The 21,087-nt window shown below is 58.1% G+C and carries 14 protein-coding genes; 8 read left to right on the top strand and 6 right to left on the bottom strand.

Annotated features, from left to right (window positions below; translation table 11 throughout):
* The first annotated feature begins 288 nt into the window (after positions 1-288).
* Entirely contained in the window at positions 289-1,689 is a 1,401-nt protein-coding gene (locus tag U1769_RS19945) for an exopolysaccharide biosynthesis polyprenyl glycosylphosphotransferase (protein WP_332719550.1), read from the top strand.
* Between the two features lie 93 nt (positions 1,690-1,782).
* Here U1769_RS19945 and U1769_RS19940 read toward each other — a convergent pair whose 3' ends face one another.
* The 4 genes from U1769_RS19940 to U1769_RS19925 all read right to left on the bottom strand — a co-directional run bounded on the left by U1769_RS19940 (position 1,783) and on the right by U1769_RS19925 (position 6,011).
* Entirely contained in the window at positions 1,783-1,959 is a 177-nt protein-coding gene (locus U1769_RS19940; RefSeq protein ID WP_332719548.1) for a hypothetical protein, read from the bottom strand.
* A gap of 282 nt (positions 1,960-2,241) precedes the next feature.
* A complete protein-coding gene (locus U1769_RS19935; RefSeq protein ID WP_332719545.1) occupies positions 2,242-3,246 on the bottom strand; it encodes an NAD-dependent epimerase in 1,005 nt (334 codons plus the stop codon).
* Between the two features lie 236 nt (positions 3,247-3,482).
* Positions 3,483-4,538 carry an acyltransferase family protein gene (locus U1769_RS19930; RefSeq protein WP_332719844.1) on the bottom strand — a complete coding sequence of 352 codons (1,056 nt, stop codon included), beginning with the start codon at positions 4,536-4,538 and terminating at the stop codon, positions 3,483-3,485.
* 165 nt (positions 4,539-4,703) lie between these two features.
* Positions 4,704-6,011: an oligosaccharide flippase family protein gene (locus U1769_RS19925; RefSeq protein WP_332719542.1), complete on the bottom strand. Its 1,308-nt coding sequence runs from the start codon at positions 6,009-6,011 to the stop codon at positions 4,704-4,706.
* A 100-nt stretch (positions 6,012-6,111) separates the two neighbouring features.
* Between U1769_RS19925 and U1769_RS19920 the strand changes: the two genes are divergently transcribed.
* The 7 genes from U1769_RS19920 (at position 6,112) to U1769_RS19890 (ending at position 17,914) form a co-directional block, all read left to right on the top strand.
* Positions 6,112-7,056, top strand: coding sequence for a sulfotransferase domain-containing protein (locus tag U1769_RS19920; protein WP_332719540.1), 945 nt, complete (start codon positions 6,112-6,114; stop codon positions 7,054-7,056).
* The gene (locus U1769_RS19915; protein WP_332719842.1) at positions 7,022-8,176 is read left to right on the top strand and encodes a glycosyltransferase; all 1,155 of its coding nucleotides are present in this window, start codon (positions 7,022-7,024) and stop codon (positions 8,174-8,176) included. The genes U1769_RS19920 and U1769_RS19915 overlap by 35 nt, the downstream gene beginning before the upstream one ends.
* A gap of 202 nt (positions 8,177-8,378) precedes the next feature.
* Positions 8,379-9,548, top strand: coding sequence for a glycosyltransferase (locus tag U1769_RS19910; protein WP_332719538.1), 1,170 nt, complete (start codon positions 8,379-8,381; stop codon positions 9,546-9,548).
* Positions 9,549-10,098: 550 nt separating this feature from the next.
* On the top strand, positions 10,099-12,315 hold the full coding sequence (locus U1769_RS19905) for a GumC family protein (protein ID WP_332719534.1): 2,217 nt from the start codon (positions 10,099-10,101) through the stop codon (positions 12,313-12,315).
* Between the two features lie 60 nt (positions 12,316-12,375).
* On the top strand, positions 12,376-13,599 hold the full coding sequence (locus tag U1769_RS19900) for a glycosyltransferase family 4 protein (RefSeq protein ID WP_332719532.1): 1,224 nt from the start codon (positions 12,376-12,378) through the stop codon (positions 13,597-13,599).
* A 37-nt stretch (positions 13,600-13,636) separates the two neighbouring features.
* Entirely contained in the window at positions 13,637-14,974 is a 1,338-nt protein-coding gene (locus U1769_RS19895) for an O-antigen ligase family protein (protein ID WP_332719530.1), read from the top strand.
* A gap of 306 nt (positions 14,975-15,280) precedes the next feature.
* Positions 15,281-17,914 carry an O-antigen ligase family protein gene (locus U1769_RS19890; protein WP_332719528.1) on the top strand — a complete coding sequence of 878 codons (2,634 nt, stop codon included), beginning with the start codon at positions 15,281-15,283 and terminating at the stop codon, positions 17,912-17,914.
* 122 nt (positions 17,915-18,036) lie between these two features.
* Here the strand turns inward: U1769_RS19890 and U1769_RS19885 are convergent, their stop codons facing one another.
* Positions 18,037-20,061: an acyltransferase family protein gene (locus U1769_RS19885; protein WP_332719526.1), complete on the bottom strand. Its 2,025-nt coding sequence runs from the start codon at positions 20,059-20,061 to the stop codon at positions 18,037-18,039.
* Between the two features lie 342 nt (positions 20,062-20,403).
* Complete coding sequence (locus U1769_RS19880; RefSeq protein WP_332719524.1) at positions 20,404-21,087, bottom strand: hypothetical protein; 684 nt, start codon at positions 21,085-21,087, stop codon at positions 20,404-20,406.

Below are 21,087 nucleotides of genomic sequence, written 5' to 3'. Positions count from 1 at the left end.
TCGTCCGAAATTGTCACAATGTCGAACTATCCAACTTGAGTCGTCGCTTGCGATGGCCATGCCTTGCTGGCAAGCCGCCTACGCGTCAGTCACGGTCATGTCACACCCATCGCGGAATCGGAGCCGCTACTTTCTGAATAGTGTCCTGTAGTTTCCGCTGGACAGCGGTATAGCGTGCTCGATCCAAGCTACAGCGCTGCATTGCAGCATTATTGGTTTGAGGACGCGCCGATCCCGATGTAAGCCGGTATTCCGATTACCAGCCGAGTCGATATTATGGGATACTCGATGAACGTGGAATTGGATCGTTCCCTGCTGGTGGAGCCTCGGCAGGAGTGGGCAGAAGCGGGATTGCGAGTCGGGCCATCGCGGCGAGCGCTCCGCGTAAGGCTACATATTTCGCTCGGGATTCTCGACGTATTTTGTATCTTTGCCGGTTTCCTGTTCGCTCATTTGATCTACCCGGTTGAGCCGCAGGCGCAATTCCTCATCATCAGCCTGGCGATCATTCCGATCTATCTCGGCGTAGCGTTTCGGGCGCGAGCCTACTCGGTCGAGGTGATCGAAAATGCCGAGCGCGGGATCAGGCACTCGGTTCAGTCTTTCATGATTGCGGCCGGCGCGATCCTGTTCGTGGCCTTTTATGCGAAACTGAGCGACAGTTTTTCCCGCGGGATCTTTGCGATCGGCATCGTGACCAGCATCTTGGTGCTGGCTGGCGCACGAGCAATTTTTGCAAGGCACGCCCGATCTATCCTGGGCGGTAACCCATACAGCGTCGTCCTGATCACCGACGACAGCAATTTGCCCGCAGTGCAGGCTTTCTCCGCCGTGTTCGCGGCATCCAGCTTCGATCCCAACGGCCAATGTCCGTTCATGTACGATCGCCTCGGAGCCGCGTTGAAAGATGTGGATCGGGTCGTAGTTGCGTGCACGCCGGATCGGCGTCTGGTTTGGGTGGATGCGCTGAAGGGTGCCAACGTCCAGGCCGAGATACTGGTGCCCGAGCTGGCCGAAACGCGGCCATTAGCCGTTTCACATCTTGATGGTATGCCCACTGTGATCGTCACCCGTGGCCCGCTGAGCATGCCCGATCGCGCGGCCAAACGCGCGATGGATATCTTTGCCGCCGGCAGCGCGCTAATAGTATTGGCGCCTTTGTTCGCGCTGGTCGCGATTGCGATCAAGCTTGAGAGCAGAGGGCCGGTTTTCTTCATCCAGACGCGGATCGGTCGGGGCAACCAGATGTTTCGCATGTTCAAGTTTCGCAGTATGCGCAACGAAACGTCGGACGGTCAGGGAAACCAGTCCACCCGACGCGACGATGACCGGATCACGATGGTGGGGCGCTTCATTCGTCGGACCAGCCTGGACGAGTTGCCGCAGCTTATGAATGTGCTGAGCGGCGACATGAGCATCGTCGGGCCCCGCCCCCATGCATTGGGATCTCGTGCCGAAGACCTCCTGTTTTGGGAAATCGACTCTCGATACTGGCATCGCCACGCGGCAAAGCCGGGGCTCACTGGACTAGCGCAGGTGCGTGGCTATCGTGGTGCGACAAACCATCGTGATGATGTCGTCAACAGGCTGCATGCCGACCTTGAGTATCTGGATAATTGGTCGCTGTGGAGGGATCTGAAGATCATCATGATGACCTTTCGGGTAGTAGTGCACAGCAACGCTTTTTGAGGTTGCCAAAAGGCGACGGACAGGTTGTGGGCTTGCTCCACCATGTCGGAATAGTCGCCTGGGAAGTCTGGCATCTCGACGATGCGCCATTGCTCATGCCGGCAGCGTCAGTAGCTTGGGAAGCCGGATCTGCGCGACCTGCGGCCGGACGTTGAGCGTGCGACACTCCTCGACAAAATCGGCAACATCATAGCCGCGGTCGGTGCCGAACGTGATGGCGCGTCGCGCTCCGAAAATCAGCCGAAGCGTTGCGCTCGCCATCATCGCCAAGTCGGTTGCTATTATCCTTTGGGCGGAAGCTCCTCAATGCTCGCCCAGGTTTCAACCAGTTTGCGATCGACGTTGAAATGCCCACGCGACAGGAGACGCCGACCGTGAGATTGGTCAAGGATCGCCGACAGGAAGTGGGGCAGCGATATTACCGTCACGCAGCCAGCCCGGTTCTTCAAAGGCGGATTGGTCGCACGCCGGTTCATCGACACCAAGACCGACGAACCCGGGCCGGCTATGGGCTAGCTTTGCGGTGCAGTCGCTGTCTCGCTACAGGTCCGTTTATTCCACATCGTAGAATTGGCGATACCAATCGACGAAAGCGCCAACCCCTTCGCGAACCCCGGTCGCCGGGGTAAAGCCCGTAAGAGCTTTGAGCAGGCTGGGATCAGCGAAAGTCGCTGGAACATCGCCTGCTTGCATCTCCATCAGGTTTAGCGTCGCCTTGCGACCGAGACATTCCTCCATGGTGGCGATGAAGTCCATCAGCGGCGTGGGTTGGCCGCCGGCGATGTTGACCACCCGCGAAGGAGCTACATGGGACAACGTGTCGATTTCGGCGACGCGGTTTGATTCGTCCGGAACCACATCCACCAGGCGTGCGATCGCTTCGACCAGATCGTCGACATAGGTGAAGTCGCGCGCCATCTTGCCATGACCGTAAACGTCGATCGGCTTGCCTTTAAGTACTGCGTCGACAAACTTGAACAGTGCCATATCCGGACGGCCCCACGGGCCGTACACTGTGAAAAACCGGAAGGTCGTTGTCGGAACGCCAAAGAGATGCGCATAACTATGCGCCATCGCCTCCATGCCTTTCTTGGTTGCCGCATATAAGCTCAATGGCTCGTCGGCGCGGTGTGTTTCGGAAAACGGCATTTCTACATTGGCGCCGTACACTGATGAGGTTGAGGCAAGCAGCAGGTGCTTTGGTTGCAGATGCCGAGCCAACTCAAGGACCGCCCAGGAGCCAACCAGGTTGCTGTCGATATAGGTCCGCGGTGCTTCGATGGAATAGCGCACACCGGCTTGTGCAGCCAGATGAATAATAACCTCGGGCTCGCCCAAGTCGGCGGCATGCTGAAGTTGGGTCTGCTCTTCGAGCATGCCTTTTACGAAACGGAAATTCTGTTTGGCGGCCAGTTTGGCCAAGCGCGCTTCCTTGAGGCGGACGTCGTAATAGTCTGTCACTCCGTCGAAGCCAGTCACGAAATGGCCATCGTCGAGCAACCGCTTGGCCAGGTGATAGCCGATGAAGCCAGCGGTGCCGGTGATCAGAAAACGCATATCAGGAATGCTCCGTTCAGCGCGCCCACACGGCCGTGCCCCCTACGAGCCGATAAATAGCCTGCTCTGGCAAGACAAGGCCCCAGATCATCTTCGTGAAATCTTCCTACACGAGGTGCGCGTGCTCGTTCTGCCGCGAAGTCAAAGTCAGTTCTTCGAGCCGATCTCTGTCCGGTATCGCTCCGCGAAGTCGATATCGGCACGCCGCTGAGCCTGACGGCGCCCTGCCGGCCAGGTCACTTTGCTGCGGGTGCGCGACGAAAGCCCCCCTCCCAGATCCTGCGGAGGAATTGCTCCGATGGACGTTCAATATAGCGATAAGATAAAAACGCGCACGCTGTGCTGACCACTATAATGGAGATAGCGTACGGTATAGCAATCCACAGAGGAAGTACTTTTCCAAATATCGTATCAGATATTTTGGCTGCGGCAAGCAAGATAATAATATGGAGAAGGTATAGGCTGTATGACCAGTCACCAAGCTTCACCAAAGCCGACTCTATATAGGTTTTCCCTTGGGTTTGGCGCGAAAAAACGGCGATAGTGACTATCGCTCCGGCGAGTAACCATTCAGCTGGGCGCCAGGACAGCGCATCAGAATATCCAGATATCCGCGCCACTACGACCCACCCGATGGTCAGCAACAAGATGCTGAGAAGGGGGCGCGGGAATTCAACGGGCGAGCGCGCTCCATGATAAGCTATCCCTACCACGACCCCAACCAGGAATTCGAGGATTATGGGTCTGCTCCACCAGTAAAATACTCCGGTGGGATAAGTCATGCCAAGTGATACGAGCAACCCGAGAATTAGGAATAGCATGGAGATCCCAATCTTCCTCGGAAAGAGGAGGCTTATCGAGAAAACCAGATAGAAGAGCATTTCGTAATTTAGCGTCCACCCGGCGCCCAAAATCGGACGCAACTTTCCGCTCGCATCATAAGGTATAAATGTGAGGGAAAAAACTAAATCATGCACTGACGTCATTGCGCCGCCGACGGCAAACATGAGCGCGAACAAGAAAGTGTAAAGCCAATAAATCGGCACGATTCGAATGAGTCTTCGGACCAAGAATGTAATGGAGGAATTTTCCCTGCCAAATGCCTGATGTGTAACGCCGACCATTATGAAGCCAGAGATTACAAAGAATATATCCACCCCGATCGTGCCATTAATCAAGAACGTATCATCTGCATATGCACGCTTTTGAGCGCTTTGTACCACGTGTGCCAACATTACGAGTGACGCGGCTATGCCACGAAGCTGCTGAATGTTAGTCAAATCTTTGCGCATATTCACCCGTTTCACCCTAGATGCGGGATTTTCGGTAGCATGACCGATTAGGTTGGCCTACCGCAATCACGGTTCTCAGTTGTTTCTCATGCGGTATGTGTCCGGACGGGCTTGCGGCTCGGCTTGGCGGCGCGTTGGGCTGACCAATTATGAGCGAATCGATCGCTATCGCATGAAAGCGAAGGATCGAATCCCTGCTCGCTTCCACAACAAAATGAACAGCAGTAAATTCCAGCTGATCAGCGAGGCCGACGCTCCGATCGCCGCGCCGAACGCGCCGAACTGCGGCACTAGGGCGAGGCAGAGGATCAGGTTTACGCTCACTGAGATGGCATGGACGAGGAGCGCGCCCCGTTCGTTTCTTGTCGCAATAGCTAGTGGGGTCACGGCACCGAATGCTGCATTTACGAGTTGGCCGACAGTCAGGCACATCAGAGGCAACGTTGCCGTGGAATAATAGCTTCCGAATGCCAGTCCCAACGTTGCGCCGGGCATAAGAAAATAGACCAGCGCTATGGGCAGGGCGAACGCAAGCGACACTGCGCAAATGCGCCGACTGACACGTCGGAGCTCGTCGATTCGGCCAAGTTGCACAAGCTCACTCAGGCGGGGGGCATACAGGGTTGCCGAAACGATGAGCCCGGTGCTCATCAATATGGACAATTGCTGTGCGACACGGAACTGCGCCACATCGGATGCGGGCGCCGTTTGTGCCAAGAGGATGATGCCTATCTGCGCATTGAGCGTCGAAGCCCAGGCGATCAGGGTGTTCAACAACATCGACTTGTTCAGGATCGTACCGAGTGGCTCGCGCCTCTCACCAGCGGGCAGATCGTTGATCGCGCGACGTTGTAGCAGGTAGGCGATGGCGACGCCGACGATGCTTGACAGCAACAACACAGTCAACGCTGCCGATGCCGAAGGTTGTGCGATCACCCCTGTGGCCAGGCATGCCAGGAGAATGATCTGGCTGGTGGGGCGAACCAGATAGTCGGCAACCTGGCCCCACAATGGCCGGCCAAGCGCGCGAACCTGTGCCTGCCATATGGCGCTGACCGATATCGCCAGCACTAGCGGAACGGTGAACAGCAGTAACTCTTCCTTGGCCGCATAGCCCGCATCAAGGCGCACCCAGAGCATGAACGCCGTTCCGCCAACTGCGCCGATAGCGGTGACTATCCACACCGAGGATGTTGCGAGGCTTCGAATCTGATCGCTACGTCCGGCAGACCTGCGGACAGCGATTTCACGGATGAGAAACGGCACCCAGCCCGCCTGGCATAGTCCCCCGATCAGCAACGCCCAGGCAACGACTTCGGTGTAGGCCCCCATCCCGGCAGGGCTGAGCATCCTCGCCAGCATGAGCGAGGTTAGCAGACCAGACGCCATAAACATGAAGCGTAGGCCGAATGCCGCGATCATTGGGGCGGTCAGATACTGGATGCCCAATTTGATGCGTTGGTGCAGAAGCATCAGAGGGCTGCTATTCCGATGGCGTGGGGATGCTCACCGCCCTCTTGACCGTCAGGGTGGTTCGGGTCAATGGCCAGACCATTGCCTTCGTGTTGGTGTCATGCGGAACAGATATCCCAACCTTTTCATCATCGGCGCCCCCAAGTGCGGTACCAGCACCATATATGAATGGCTGGCGGGGCACCCCGAAATACAATTTTCTTCAAAGAAAGAGCCGAACTACTTCAATACAGATCATCTTGATAATTTCAGGCCGTCGCTCGATCAATATGAATCTTTATTTACGGGTGGAATTGGCGGATATAAATACGCCGTCGAGGCCTCTGCCTGGTACCTGTATTCGGAAGTAGCAGTGCCGGAAATCGTGAAGGTACGTCCCGACGCGAGATTCATTGTGTGCCTCAGAAGTCCAGCCGACATGGTTTTCTCGCTCCACTCTCAGAATCTTTTCGCGGGCGAGGAGGTGGTCTCCGATCTCCGTCAGGCATGGGACATGCAGTCACTACGACGCTCCGGAGCGAGCGTACCTCCCCATAGCGAGATGAAGAGGTTGATGTATGAGGACGTCTGTCGGTTAGGCACGCAGCTTGAAAGACTTTACAAGACAGTGGATCCAGAGAGCGTTCAACTGGTCTTTTTGGATGACCTTCGTACTGACGCGGAAGCCGCGTTCTCTCGCCTCCTGCACGGCCTCGGCCTGGCGCCGTATCGTCCCAGCTTCGCGCCGGTAAACCGCGCCAAACGGCGGCGTAGCGATATCGTGCGGCAATTGGCGCTAAGGCTGGCGCGGTTCAAGGAGGCGACGGGAATTCGCCGCAGTTTCGGCATTTTGCCGGCGATCGATCGGTGGAACAGTGTTCTGCGGCCATGGGACAGGAACGAAGCGTTTCGTCAGCATCTGCAGATTCTTTTTGAGTCCGAAGTCGTTCTTCTCGAGCAATTGACGGGTCGTGATCTCGGCGCATGGAAGCATCCAGGGCGGCCCGGTCTGGCTTACCGGCGCGGCAGAAATGCGGCTTCCACACGAGGAGCGGGGCATCGTTGAAGTCGCCCAAACCGGTGCCCCACGCATAACCCTTATCGTCGCTTCAATGAGCGGAGGGGGCGTGGAACGTGCTGCACTCAACCTCGCCGCCGAATTCCGCGACAAGGGCTATCGGGTCGATCTCGTCCTTGTTCGTGCCGAGGGTCCGTTGCTCGACCAGCTTCCCGAAGGTGTGAATCTGGTCAAGCTGGAGGTGAGTAGGGCAGCGTGGGGCATCCTGCCATTGCGCGGTTATCTGCGGTCCGCACAACCGGATCTGGTAATCGGCTTCGCTTTTGCGGTGAATCTGATGGTGTCGCTATCCGCCTGGGGTAGGCTGAGGCCACGGCGGCTCGTCCTCTCGGTTCATAGCACCATCACCCGCGAGTTTGCGGAGCAGCCGCCGCTGTGGCGCGCGGTGCTGTTCGCTGCGACGCGGCTGCTGTACCGTCGGGCTGATCATATCGTCTGTGTTTCGCAAGGAGCCGCCAGCGATCTACATAGAGCAATCGGCCTCGACCGGCGCCGAATACAGGTAATCCATAATCCCGTGATCGTTGATCAAACCAATCATGGGCCAAAGGATGAAGTACTCGAGTCTGGCTCCAAGTCGCTCGTTAACCAATCGAGGCCTCTCGTCCTGGCTGCCGGTCGACTGACCGAAGCTAAGAATTTCAGCCTTTTCCTATCGGCATTTGCCCTCGTTCGGCAGGAGATCGACTGTCGCGCCATGATATTGGGCATTGGGCCGCAAAAGGAGAGCCTGGAGCGGCTGGCTGACCAGCTCGGGATATCCGATTACCTGACCTTCGCTGGTTTCCAGGCGGATCCCTGGCCGTTCTACCGACGTGCGAGCGTCTTTGTTCTCAGTTCAAGTTGGGAGGGGCTTCCGACCGTACTGATTGAGGCGATGTCGGCCGGCACGCCGGTTGTCGCTACAGATTGTCCCCATGGTCCGCGCGAAATCCTATGTGACGGGCGGTGGGGTATGCTTGTGGCTGTCGACGATGTTCAGGCACTCGCCGCGGCCATCATACGGACATTGCGGAGCGGAGGGATCGACGCACGTCTCCGGAGCCGGGATTTCAATGCCACCCTGATCGCGGAAGAGTATCTGACCATCTGCGGGATGGCAGAATAGGTTCTGCGTTGCTGATTCGCCTCGTCATCGTGATGTGGTAATGCCCGGCCGCAGATTGGCGAATGGCGCTGGCTTCCCTTCATACGGCGAACCGCGTAGCAACCTTGGCATGCTACAGACACCTTGGGTTTGCGCGGGGCGAGCGAGGTGAACGTGGGCTGCCGGCGAGGAGGTCGGGCAAGGGCGATAACGGATTGACCAGTTGGCGTCCGTTAACAGGTTGATTATTTTTGCAGAGGCCAGATTGCGAATCCTGTTCCTGATCTCCTCTCTTGCAGCGGGTGGTGCAGAGGTGCTCGTACGCAACCTCGCCTGCAGGATGGCGAGGAGCGGTCATGCCGTGATGATCTGCTACGTTTCCTCAGCGCGAGATGGCGGCACGGACGGGGCCTATGAGCAGCACTTTCTGGAAACGCTACGGGAACACGGCGTCGAGGTGTCGGAACTCGGTCATCGCTGCCGGGCGCTGCCATGGCGCGGCGGCCGTCGACTCCAAAGCGTAATCGAGCGCTTTCAGCCTGATCTCATGCACGTCCATTTGGGATATGGACTGCTGTTCCAGGCCCTGGCCCGCATCCATATTCCGACGATCTTCACGCTTCACAACACCAGACTTTCCTTCCCGAAGGCGCTGTTCCGGTTGTTTGATCTCTTCATTGATCGGAATGTCGCGATCTGTGCCCCGTGCGAAGTGATGCTGAAACAATGCTCTCGTCGACCGGTAAAGCGCATTGCGAACGGCTCTCCGGTGCCGGCGAATGGCCGGGCATCGCCGCGACGCTATCCGCGTTCAGGAATTACCATTTTGAGCGTCGGAGCCCTGACAGCGCAGAAGGGGTATCCGACATTGATTCATGCGGCGGCCCGGATAGTGCCGCACTTCGACGCTAAGGGTATTCCCATCCGCTTCCTCATTGCGGGCGAGGGGCCGAAACATCCACGTCTTCAAGCCGAGATCGACAAACTGGGATTGTCGAAGCGGGTGCTATTGCTGGGCACGCGCATCGAAGTCGACGCGTTGATGGCAGAGAGCGATCTGATGGTCATGTCGTCCAGATACGAAGGTTTGCCAATCGCTCTGCTCGAAGGCCATCAGGCTGGGCTCCCCATCGTCGCTACAGACGTTGGCGGGTGCAACGAGATCGTGCGGCAAGGCGTCAGCGGACGGCTGGTGCTGCCTGGCGCTCCGGAAGCGTTGGCCGATGCAATCGAGTGGGCGCTGGCCGATGTCGCTCGCTATGAGGAGATGAGTGTCCAGGCATTAGCGAGCGATGAAACCTTCGGTATGGACCGGTGTGTTGATTTGCACTTGGCGCTTTATCGGGATGTGCTCGTTGAACGGCGACAACGATCTTCCCCTCCTGCGCGATGATTCTTCCACAGAATGCTGCATCGCAGCAAAAATCAGATGATACTAGGACAACTATGTAGTAGAGTCGTCGCTAACGCAGTATTAAGCATGTTGCGGTGCAACGGGCGGAGGTGGAATCATGATCGGCATGGCGGCGGATTCCCGCGGCGCTACTGCGGTTTGCGCGGACGCTCGGATAAAGGCGCTGCGATCGCCTGTAGCTATCATGACTATGGGTTCGCATGGTTCTGCCATGTCGGGGGTCGATCAGATGCCCGATAGGCGCGATATGGCCTCTCGCGTGGCAATGCCTGATGCGCTACGCGGCATCGACGTGGCCTGGTATCTCGGAAGGCGCCACATAGACGATGGCGTTGGAGTGCACGAAGTGGGTTGTACACAGGCTGTCGCTCCTACGCCTCCGTGGGGGGAAGGTGAGGAGCTGTGCAAATAACCGGGTTGTTGTTTCGGTCCGGTAACGAGATAAGGATCTGCCGATCCAAGTCGTGATTGGCCGGTCGAGCGGGACGCCAATGTAAGGTGTCGACGTCAGAGTCCCTTGGGAGGTTGTGTGACTAACGAAGATTATTCGCTCTCTGACGCCCGACGGGCGGCTCTGCCGGTGGCAGGCTTCCAGTCGGATCTCGATCAGGCTGACGCGTCATTCGACCTCAACATATCTTGGCTTTTTGAGGCAGTCCGGCGCGGCAAATGGATCCTGGTTGGTGCGATGGTGCTCGCGCTGGCGGGCGGCCTCGTCGTCACCCTGCTGACGGATCCGACATATGTCGCCCAAAGTTCTATTCATATAGAACAGGAGGTGCCTAACATCGTCAATGTGGGTAGCGATAATCCGGTGCCGGCCGCTGCCAGGTCCGATTTCGGCCGCTTCGCGCAAACCCAGATCGACCTCATTGAAAGCCGCTCCACGGCACGGGAAGTGCTCCGTCAGACGCGGTTGCTCACCAATCCACTTTTCCTGGCGGCTTCGGGTCTGTCGAGCACGCCGGGGCAGACACCCGTCGCCGCCAAGCGCATCGAGGAGCGAGCAGTGTCGTTTCTCCAGCAGTCAGTCAGCGTTGATCTTGCGAAGGGCACGGAAATCGCGAAGGTCGTTGCCAGTTCGCATAGTTCGCTGCTGTCCGCGACGTTGGCTAACGCTTATGCTCGAGCGGCCGTCGAACTTGACCTCAAGCGTCAATTCGACAGCTCGGGATATTCGCGCGAGTTTCTCGCGCGGCAGTTGCAGACCACAAAGGAACGGCTTGAGGCCTCCGAGGTTGCGCTCAACAACTATGCTCGAGAATCTGGCATCGTCAGCGCGAACTCCGGTTCCGATGGTTCGCAGCCGACGGTGACTTGGACGAGTCTTGGCGAGGTTAGCAGCGCGGCCAACGCGGCCGTGGCGCAACGCATGACGGCGGAACAGCTCTGGAAGACGGCATCGGGCGCACCGCTAATGAGCGTGCCGCAGGTTCTTGCTGACACGCGCGTGCAAGGGCTGCAGGGCGCTCGTGGAGGCGCTGAAGCCAAACTTCGCCAGGATATGCGGACACTCGGTCCCGATCATCCGACCGTCGTCCAGGATCGCGCGCTGCTCGCAGCGCTGCAGTCCGAAGTTCTGGATGCCGCGCGTCAGGTCGTCAGGTCGCTTCGGCTTCAATATGAGTCCGCTGTCCGGCAGGAGGCCGGCATGGTGGGGCGCGTCCAGGAACTGAAGAATTCGGCGCTGAACGAGGGACGGCTGGGTGTCCGGTACAGTTTCCTGAAGCGTGACGTCGACACCAATCGTGCGCTTTATGACGCGCTGCTTCAACGCCAGAAGGAAGTAAGTGCTTCGGCAGGTGTGGGGAAGAGCACCGTCACGGTCGTCGATCAAGCAGTGCCGCCCGGCTCGCCGAAATCACCGAGCCTGTTCCTCAATCTCAGTGTTGCGCTTGTGATCGGTTTGTTCGTCGGTCTCGTGATCGTGCTGCTCAGGGAGCAGATGGATCAGCGCCTGCGCACGCCGGATGATGTTTCTCTCGCGGTCGGGCTGCCGGTGCTAGGCGTCATTCCGATGATCGACGAGGATGTGTCGGTATTCGACGAACTCGATCGACCGCGCTCGCCGCTTGCGGAAGCCTATTTCTCGGCCCGGGCCAGTCTCGCTCTGGCGCGACCGGAAGGTCTTCCGTCAACCCTGCTTATCACGAGCAGCAGCCAGAGTGAGGGCAAGTCAACCACTGCCTATGCTCTGGCGCTCAATGCAGCACGGCTCGGCAAGCGTACGCTGCTGGTGGATGCGGATTTGCGGCGTCCGACAGTGCACAATTTGCTCAAGCTTTCGAATCGCGTGGGCTTGAGCGATTATTTGTCCTCCAACGTGACCGAAAACGATATCATTCAAGTGACCGGAACGGCCAATCTGAGTGTGGTGACGTCCGGCCCGATACCGCCAAGCCCAACCGAGTTGCTCGCCAGCTCGCGGGTCGACGCTTTGTTGAGGTCGGCACACCGGCACTTCGACCTCATCGTGATCGATAGTCCGCCGGTATTGGGCATCGCCGATGCCCTGCTGCTGTCGGTGCATGTCAAGGGCGTCGTGTTCGTCGCTGAGTCGCTTAGTGTGACGAAATCGAGCTTGGCCAAGTCGTTGAATCGCCTGCGCTCTGTAAATGCGCCAATTCTCGGCGTGATGATGACCAAGTTCATCGCCAATCGCGATGATGGGCATTATTATCAATATTACTATAATTATGGAGATGACACTGGCACGACAAAGTCTGCGACCGTAAATGGTGCCTAAATTACCGGGCCATTTTTGCCGCGGTGGAAAAGTCTGGCCGCTGACATCCAAGGGACGGGCATGAAACTGGTCGTCGTCCATGATTTTGCCGATTCCTCCATGGGGGCGGGCGCCACGCGGTGCGCAATCGATACCGCGACTGGCTTTGCACGGCGCGGCGTCGACGTGACTTTCTTTGCCGCCGCTGGTGAGCCGGACCGCGAATTGCTGGAGGCAGGCGTTCGAACCGTCACCATGGGCCAGGACGATATTCGGCGAAACAATCGGCGCAGTGCTGCATTCACACAGGGCCTGTGGAATAGTCCTGCGGCGAAGCAGTTGCAGACTATCGTGGATGAGTCGGACCTGTCGTCGACTGTCTTCCACGTCCATACCTGGTCCAAAGCGCTGTCGCCCTCGGTTCTGCCGCCGCTGATGCGTCCGCGGGTCAATACGGTCTTTCATCTCCACGAATATTTCTCGGCCTGCCCCAATGGGGGGTTTTTCGATTATCCCAAGCTCAGCATCTGCGAGCGGACGCCAATGGGGCCGGCATGCCTTCTGGCGAACTGCGATTCACGGTCGCGCGCGCACAAGGTGTGGCGTCTCGCCCGGCATGAGGTGATGCGGCGGGGTGCCGGCTATCCTGCCGGGGGCAGGGATTTCATCGTCCTGAGCGAACTGCAGCGGCGGGTTCTCGCGCCGTTCCTGCCGCCCCATGCGGCGATCCATCTTATGCGCAATCCGATCGATATGGTCCAATGGCCACGGGAAGCGCGCTCGCCCGACGCCAAATATTTGTATGTCGGGCGGATCTCGCGCGAAAAGGGGATCGAACCCCTCGCCCGCGCTTTCGCCGATCGACAGGAGGATCTCGTGGTGGTGGGCGACGGCCCCGACGCGGGCTGGTTGCGCGAGATGCTGCCCCGCGCCGAATTCCGCGGGTGGCAGACATCTACTCAGGCGAAGGAAGCCATGCGCGAAGCTCGGGCGCTGCTGTTTCCGTCCTTATGGTATGAGGGCATGCCGATGGTTGTGCTCGAAGCGCTGGCAAGCGGGGCGCCGGTTCTGACCAGCGACAGCTCGTCCGCCTCCGAAGTCGTCGATCACGGCAAGACCGGCCTCATTTTTCGCTCGAACGATCCGGGTGCGCTGACTGAGGCGTTGGCGGTGCTCGATGACGATGCTCGTGTTGAGGCTCTGTCCGCCGAAGCGTATCGACGCTATTGGGATCAGCCTTTCAGCCAGGAACGCTTCGTGACCGAGATGACCACGGTATTCGAACAGGTCGTTCGAGCGGCATAGTCGGACGTCGGACAGGGCGCGCAGGGAAGGCAAACGCATGGCTATCGTTATCAAGGCTGCGAGAACCGGCGGCCTCCGCGCGATGCTGTCGATCGAGACCGCACCTTATTATCTGTATTTTCTGCTACTCTGCATGCCGGGGCTGGCGCGCATCGGCGATATCAGCCTCTCGATTGTGATTTTTCCCGCAATCATCTTCGGCTACGGCAAGGCCGCGCTTCAGTTCTTGAAAAAAGTATTGCCAGGAGCTCGCTCATTGCTGTTCACCCTGTTGGTGGTAATCGGAATTTACTCCGTCTGGAGCCTGATCACTGCCTTTGGTGTCCCATCCTTCCTCCGCGTTTTCCGGCCGCTCTATGGCCACGCCAGTGGCGTTGGCCTCGTGGTGGCTGTTTTTGCGCTATCGCGTACCCGCCGGTCCGGTGAACAAACACGAAACCTGACGATGACGCTGTTCTGTATCGTGCTCTGCGTTTCGCTGTTTGCTGGCAATGGCAGCTACGGCGATCGCATGCCAGGTTTCTTTAAGCACCCAAATCAGCTGGGTGTCGTTGTCGCTATGGCGAGCATCTATTTCCTCTGTTGTGCACTAGCGAGCGGTTTTCGATCCATGCCGTTTAATGCAGGTGCCCTGATCAGCCTCGCGGGCCTCTTCGTTTCCGGTTCGAAGACGAATCTCGTCGCGGTCGGTGGTCTGGCGCTGGTAGCCGTTATTTTGCTTGCCCGGCTGAAACGGAATCCGCGGTTGGCGATGCTGGGCGTGTTTCGCGACTATGCGGTGGTCGGCGTACTCGTAGCTCTTGCTATCCCCATCCTTGCGATCGTCAACGTGCGGGCGTCCACGGTTTTGGGCTCGATTTTCGGAGGAGATGAAGAGATCGGCGAATACGGCACGGTGCTGGCCCGCCAAGATCTATGGGCTGAGTCCTGGGAGACATTCAAAGCCAGCCCGTTGTTTGGTGCAGGAGCCGGCCAAAGGTTCCCAAGTATTGTCGAGCATTCACATAATATTTTCTTCGATGCACTGAGGACCACGGGTTTCCCCGGGTTTGTTCTTATACTGACATTTATCGTCATTATCTTGAGGTATATTGTTAGCGCTATGTCGGCGGGCCGTCAGCTGGCCGCGATTCCGACGAGTCCGATGTCGGATCCACAAAGCCGTGGTCCGTTCGTGGGTTCCCTGATGGCGATGTTGAGTTACCTGCTTTCCAATCAGATGAGTGATTCCTTCGGCCCCTCCACCTTGCCGTTTTTCTACCTGTTTCTAGGCCTCAGTACCTTCTTTGTTTGTCGAAATGTCCCAGACGAACGAATCCTGCAGCTTAACGGTAGCGTCGCGCCGAAGCACACCCAGCAACGGTACGTTCTTTAGTGAAGAAGCCGGAAAAGTTCGGATATCGTCGATATGATACTGATTAGTGCGCAAGATGGCCTCTCGTTTTACTGACCCATCATCGTGGAAAGTGGAATGGCGCTCGCCTTGCCATCGCCGCACACGACGCTCGCGTGGGGGCGCCAGCCAGGCTTGGGCGAAAACTCGTCCCGGGCGCGCATTGACCTCCTGTGTCGCTGTGCCATGCTCTTGCTGCAAAAGCCCCTGGGTACGGGCCGAAAACCGACAATGACCGGGGCTGGATTTGCCGCTAATTGTCGATTTCGTTTTGGGGGAAGCGTGATCATGGCAGCGACGGATTTGTTCAGGGCCGGTATCACGCAGGAGCGCGTGCGAACATTTTTGCCGCTCCTGTTGCTGGTCACCGCATTTCTTCTCGGCGGAACGAGCGGCTATTATCCGATGCGAGCGATGCTGATCGGGTTGTTGGCGATATTGGTGCTGGTAGTGACTCTTCTGAGCTGGGAAGGGCCGCCTCCACCAAAGGATGCGATATTCGGCGTGCTGGTTGTCCTCGGGCTGCCTCTTCTCCAGTTGATTCCCCTCCCGCCGTCGATTTGGACGGCCCTGCCAGGGCGGGATGTGCAGGGTGATATCGCGGCCTTCATCGATCCGACGATGTGGCAGCCCTTGTCACTGAACGCCAGCGCGACCTGGCGAGCATGGTTGAGCCTGCTCGCGCCAGTGGCGATGTTCCTGGCGATGCAGCAGATTTCAGCGAGGGATCGGACCGGGTATGCTTGGGCAGTGCCAGGTATCGCCGCCTTCAGCATGGTGTTCGGGCTGATCCAGGTCGCAGCCGGCGGCCCATATCTGTTCCAATCGGCCCATAACAACTTTGCCGTGGGACTTTTCGCAAATCGCAATCACCAGGCGGCCCTCGGCTATGTGGGTGCCATTTTCGCGGTTGCGTTGGCAATGCGTTCGGGTGCGCGCCGTTCTGGATCCTGGGTACCGGCCGTCGCCATTGGCATGGTGCTTGTCGCCGTGACGCTGACGACCGCTTCGCGGATGGGCGTGGCCCTCCTCGCTCTAAGCCTGGGCTGTTCTGGCCTGTTGCTGTTCCACCGCACCCGTGCACGCATGGTGTTGTTGAGCTTGGCGGTGACGGGTGCCAGTGCGCTGCTGCTGCAATATAGCCATGCCGGCCGTACGATAGTCGAGCGGTTCGCGCGTGGATTTTCCGACGAGCGGTCGGTTTTCTGGCCGGAGGTCCTCTACGGCGTGCGGGCCTATTTTCCGGCAGGATCCGGTTTCGGGACCTTTGCCTCGTCCTACCAGGCCATCGAGCCGTTGGGCAGCGTAACCCCCGTTTACCTCAACCATGCCCATAACGATTATCTCGAACTGGCGATGGAGGCGGGCGTTATTGGCATCGCCGCCCTGGCAGTATTTCTGGCGGCGCTTGCCTGGCGTGCGCGCGCTATTCTCCGGGCCCCCAGGCTCGACGATTCAACGCTTATCGCGCGAACCGCGTTAATCGCCGTCGTGGCGTTGCTGCTGCATTCCCTCGCGGATTATCCACTTCGCACCTACGCGCTGTTGACCCTGTTTGGCATGCTGCTGGGGATGGTCTGGGTTCCATTCCGCGAACAGAGGGGGCGTGGCGCGGAAAGGCCCCAGGCGGGCGAATCTGGCGGCCCGGTCGATACCGATCACAGGATGCTCACGGGTTCCCGCAACGACCGGTCGGGGAAGATTTTCCGCCCGATCGCACAGGCAATCGTGGTTGGCATCGGATTGTTGCTTGCCCTCCTAATTCTTCGCTTCGGGATCGTCGATAACGGGCAGTTGACGCTGCATCCGCAGCAGGAGTTGCAGGAAGGGGTTATGAGTTCGACCGATTCCGCGGTAACACAAGCAGAGGCTTTCGCCGATCGGGGGGACATGCGCCGCGCGCAGAGCCTCTCCCTCGAGGCGCTGGGGATGTCGCTCCAGAACGCCAGGGCATTGCGAATATTGGGGCGTACGGCGAACAACGCCGGCAAGACAGACGCCGTCGACACGGCCATGACGTTGGCGGCACGCCTGGGATGGCGGGATGGCTTTGCCCAGATCTGGATGTTCGACCGGGCCCTGCAGCAGGGCGACTTCGTCACCGCGGCCCAAGCGGGTGACGCGCTGATGCGCATCCAGTTTCATCCCGAGGTGGTAATGCCGCGCCTGCAGCGTATGCTCGCGACGCGGGCGGGCCGCACTGCACTGGCGGCCCGAATGGCCGAGAATCCGCCCTGGATGCAGCAGTTCTTTGGCTATCTGTCCGATGGAATGCCCTACACCACCTCGGGGGTCGCCCTGCTTCTTGAAGATTTGGGCCGCCTCGGTAAGCGACCGATGGAACGAGATACGGGGCGATTCTTCACGGCGGCGATCGCGCAGGGCCAGGCCGCTCAACTGGTCGGAGCATGGCAGCAACTCAATGGAGGTATCGTCGACGATCCGCGCGCAGGGATTGTCGATGGGAATTTCGACATTCTTGCAGCTACGGACGCGGGGGCCGTTGGATCAGGCCCATTTGGCTGGAAAATTCCGCAGCAATCGGGTGCGACTGTAACGACGCCACCCCGCTCTGAAAGTAATGTCGGTCCGGCGCTGCATATCCAGCTACCCCGAGAAAGCGTTGGGGGCACCGTATTATCGCAATTGCTTGTGCTGGCTCCAGGGCGTTACGAATTGACCTATCTAGCCGTTCTCGAACATGGGTCAGTCAATGCAGTTAGGTTGGAGCTTAGGTGCCAGTACGGGCCGATTCCCCTGCGCGAGTTCGTGATCGGCACTTCGACAAAAGACTGGGCCCCACAACGCCTGACTTTCGATGTGCCGAATAGGTGCGGGAGTCAGACGTTGAGCATTACCGCAAGTTCTGCGTTTGGGGATGTGGAGGTCGGCATGGACGGGTTACTTATCCGCCGTCGGTAGCCGTTGGCCAGTTCGGCGACTATCCACCTGCCGCATTCTCGATGGATCCACAGGACGGTCTTGGCAGGCGCAGATGCGGGCAAATCGTGTCTGAATGCCTCAAAACCATATTGTGGCGGAGGTCATTGCACCCTGGGCACTGATGGGGAAGGGCTGCGGACCAGCCGTGAGATCGCCCGATCCAACACTGGCGATACCAATCGCGCGCCCGCAGCATTTACGTGGTTGGCGTCCATATAGATCGGTCGATCGGTCCGCACCATGCACAGGTCGGAGCAAAGCGGCGCTGCGAGATCTTCAATAACGTCAGGGCGTGCAGCTCGCACGGCTTCATAGAAGCGTTGAAAGTCGTTTTGGAACTCACTCTTCGCCCAGGCTAGAGGCTGACGCGTGCCTCGCGCCAGTGTGTTGGGCACGTCGTCGCGCGCACCTGGCACGGGCAATAGGACACCCACCTTCATTCCCTTGTCCTGATAGTGCGTTACCGTGGCGGAAAGCGCCGCGGCGATGTTCGCCAGTCTGGAATCGTCATCGTGACTAGTACGGCCAAGATAAACCGAATCCTTCGAGAACAATGCTCCGCGCCACGACCCCACGAGAAGGACTGCTTTTGGTCGAACCTCCTCAACATATTGGCGAATTCGGTTTTCGTGGAGCGCGCATTGCGAACCGTCCCTGACCCGGTCGAAGCCGATGAGCGGAGGGCAGCCCGCGATAGATACCAGCGTTCCTGGGATTCCCTGAGCACGCATAACACGGTCGAACTCGTCGCGAAGCGCCATTGCGTGCGAATCGCCGATCACAACGACCAGGGGATGGTCAGCGCCGGTCCCGAGCGCGCAAGCCCCGAACCGCTTCTCGCCGTCGAAGCGTACAACCGGGCAGTTATACCCTTGCTCTAACGCGCGATTCTCCGCTGACGCCGCAGCCATTATCGCGTTCGCCGGGGGTGAGTAGCGGCCCGGAAAGCCATTGGCCAAAATCGTCGCGACTGACACGGCCAAACTGATTGCGAGGCACCCCCCGCCTATGATCCAGATCGTCCGGATGCTGGCCTTACGTCGTACAGGCTGTTCGACCAGCCACCAAGATGCCGTCGCGAACAGGACTGATAGCACGACCGCGGCGGTCGCGACCGGCATTGAAAGGGGGCGTCCGAAGATGAATGCGGCGTATACGAGGATCGGCCAGTGCCACAGGTAGAGCGAATAGGAGATTAAACCGATTCCCCGGATCGGTGGCACCGATAGCGCACGAGCCACTAAGGTGCCTTCGCCGGCGTACAGGATGGAGGCGGCGCCCAAGCATGGAAGTAGAGCTGCGTATCCGGGGAACGGCGTGCTTTCCGAATATAGGCCGATCGAAATGAAAATCGCAACGACCCCGGCCAGTACGATCACCTCACGCCATCGCCCTGCATAGCGTGGGACGATCGCGAGGATACTACCGATCGCAAGTTCCCATGCTCGCGTCGGCAACGAATAGAACGCCGCGTCGGGCATTAGGCGAATGAGCGCCACGTTTGCGCCGAAGGATAGCAACGCACCGATAACGATCAATGGCAGCAGCATCTTGATGCGCCACCGCGCCACCACCAGCAGAATCAGTGGGAAGACAATGTAGAATTGCTCTTCAACCGCCAGCGACCAGGTGTGGAGTAAGGGCTTAGTTACAGACGCAGCTTCAAAATAGCCGCTATCGTGCCAAAACAACAAATTCGAGATGAAGAGAGTGGTGGCAAGCAACTGTCGACCTAGTCCTACCATCTCCGAGGGCAGGAGGATGAAAACCCCGGCGACGTAGGTGGCCGCGAGCAGCGTGAAAAGAGCCGGGAAGATGCGCCTTATACGCCGTTCGTAGAATTTCAGTATGCTATAGTCGCCTGCGAGCGCCTCCCGGTGAAGGATGCCGGTAATGAGAAATCCGGAAATGACGAAAAAAATATCGACCCCAACGAAACCGCCACTAAATCCCCGAAACCCGGCGTGAAATAAAACGACAGGAACTACCGCAAGCGTACGCAGTCCATCGATGTCACTGCGATAGCGAGCCCTTTCGGGCGTATCATGCAGAGCAGCGGGCGTCGCGCGTTCGCCGTTTTTGGTATGGACCGGCTGACCAATGCCGCTGGCCACAGCATCAGTCACTGTGCACGGACGCGTATTGTGGAAATATCGCAGATATTGAATGCCAGGCCTGTCCGGACCAAGTTTCATGCGAATCCAGAGACCATCGTTGAGTCAGTGGCATGGAAAGAACGACTGCCGTGAGCACATCGGCTCGACCCTACCTACCATGCAATTCATTCAGACCCACCTGTCACAACGACACAATTACTATAGATTGGCTTACCCACATTCGTCTTGCGATGCAGCATGAAATTGCCACATTGATGCTACGCAGCATATGACCGCAGAGCCCGCGGGGCTGAAATCCCATCGGACGGGTGCCCACCGCCCTAATGGAAGTCCGGTCGGAACCATTTCGCATTAGAACAGGTTTTTCCCAGGAAAATCCCCAGGAAGATCAAGAAAATCTGGTGCGGTGGGATCGATCCCCTCGCCGAATTGGCCTTCCCATTTTTCAGGATTTCTCGTCGCCAATGCTACTACGTACACGGAAGAATGCGGATTTTTGTTCCATGAAAGATAGAGTGTCGTAAATCCACGATCTCTAAACATTCTCGTCATCGCTTGTGGCGAGAAGCGCCAATAATCCCCGTAGTTGGAATGTAATGGCTGGAGCCACGGCACAACGATAAGAACCAAGTCGTTCGACATTTCACACATGTTCGTGAAAGCGGTATGAAAATCATATATGTGTTCGAGTGTGGTGTGATTTAGAACGGTATCAAAGGAGTGTCGCAGATTTTCCGGCAACCCAGATTGAAGATCAAGGAATATCTCATTCTCCGTGCCTTGAAGTACGCCCTGATCTGTTCCGTAGTTAGTGATGTGATAGGATTCCGCGTTGGTAAAATATTCGCGATAGAATTTTCCGTTTTTATCTTTATCTTCCCAAGCACTGACGTTTACAACCTTGCCGCGGGACACCAGCGCGAGCTTGGCAATTTCCTGATTGGACCAGCTGCGCGCCATGCCGAAGGCTGAGGCGTGCCAGTTCCGGCGCAGACCAATCGCGGCAAGCGCTTTCTTCAGATTGGTCTTGAGCAT

The sequence above is a fragment of the Parasphingomonas zepuensis genome (assembly GCF_036663735.1).
GTDB lineage: Bacteria > Pseudomonadota > Alphaproteobacteria > Sphingomonadales > Sphingomonadaceae > Sphingomonas.
The sequence above is the reverse complement of the archived record's forward strand: the minus strand, read 5'-3'. Positions and strand labels throughout refer to the sequence as shown.

Bases quoted from the DNA above. Each gene is read 5' to 3' on its own strand.
- U1769_RS19925 (WP_332719542.1), bottom strand. From the start codon at position 6,011: ATGCTTCTGCACCAACGCATCAAATTGGGCATCCAGTATCTGACCGCC.
- U1769_RS19930 (WP_332719844.1), bottom strand. From the start codon at position 4,538: ATGCGCAAAGATTTGACTAACATTCAGCAGCTTCGTGGCATAGCCGCG.
- U1769_RS19900 (WP_332719532.1), top strand. From the start codon at position 12,376: ATGAAACTGGTCGTCGTCCATGATTTTGCCGATTCCTCCATGGGGGCG.
- U1769_RS19895 (WP_332719530.1), top strand. From the start codon at position 13,637: ATGGCTATCGTTATCAAGGCTGCGAGAACCGGCGGCCTCCGCGCGATG.
- U1769_RS19920 (WP_332719540.1), top strand. From the start codon at position 6,112: ATGCGGAACAGATATCCCAACCTTTTCATCATCGGCGCCCCCAAGTGC.
- U1769_RS19890 (WP_332719528.1), top strand. From the start codon at position 15,281: ATGGCAGCGACGGATTTGTTCAGGGCCGGTATCACGCAGGAGCGCGTG.
- U1769_RS19915 (WP_332719842.1), top strand. From the start codon at position 7,022: ATGCGGCTTCCACACGAGGAGCGGGGCATCGTTGAAGTCGCCCAAACC.
- U1769_RS19935 (WP_332719545.1), bottom strand. From the start codon at position 3,246: ATGCGTTTTCTGATCACCGGCACCGCTGGCTTCATCGGCTATCACCTG.
- U1769_RS19945 (WP_332719550.1), top strand. From the start codon at position 289: ATGAACGTGGAATTGGATCGTTCCCTGCTGGTGGAGCCTCGGCAGGAG.
- U1769_RS19880 (WP_332719524.1), bottom strand. From the start codon at position 21,087: ATGCTCAAGACCAATCTGAAGAAAGCGCTTGCCGCGATTGGTCTGCGC.